Source organism: Fretibacterium sp. OH1220_COT-178, assembly GCF_003860125.1.
Lineage (GTDB): Bacteria > Synergistota > Synergistia > Synergistales > Aminobacteriaceae > CAJPSE01.
In genome coordinates, this window is sequence record NZ_RQYL01000087.1 from 1 (window position 1) to 436 (window position 436).

The 436-nt window shown below is 55.0% G+C and carries 1 rRNA gene; it reads left to right on the forward strand.

The window, feature by feature from the left end:
• A 23S ribosomal RNA gene (locus EII26_RS12950) occupies window positions 1-436 on the forward strand; the annotation flags it as partial.

Here is a 436-nt window from a genome sequence, read left to right on the forward strand (position 1 = left end):
AAGTGAAACATCTCAGTAGCCGGACATAGAAGAAATCGAAGAGATACCCTGAGTAGTGGTGAGCGAAAGGGGAGTAGCCTAAACCGATTGCGTGCAAGCCTGCAAGCGTTGCGCAAGACGGGGTAATAGGACCGTTCAGGAGGTTGTTGCAGCGACCTCGGGCAGTTACCAAACGCAAGGTCAGTTGAATGGTATTGGGAAAGCCAGCCGCAGAGGGTGAGAGCCCCGTAAGCGAAGGCGTTGCGTCTGCCTGTGAACGGCACCTGAGTAGGCCGGAGCACGTGGAATTCCGGTTGAATTTGGGCCGCCCATGGTCTAAGGCTAAATATGTCGGATGACCGATAGAGAAGAGTACCGAGAGGGAAAGGTGAAAAGCACCCCTGGCGGGGAGTGAAAGAGACCTGAACCCGTGTGCCTACAAGCGATCGGAGCACGA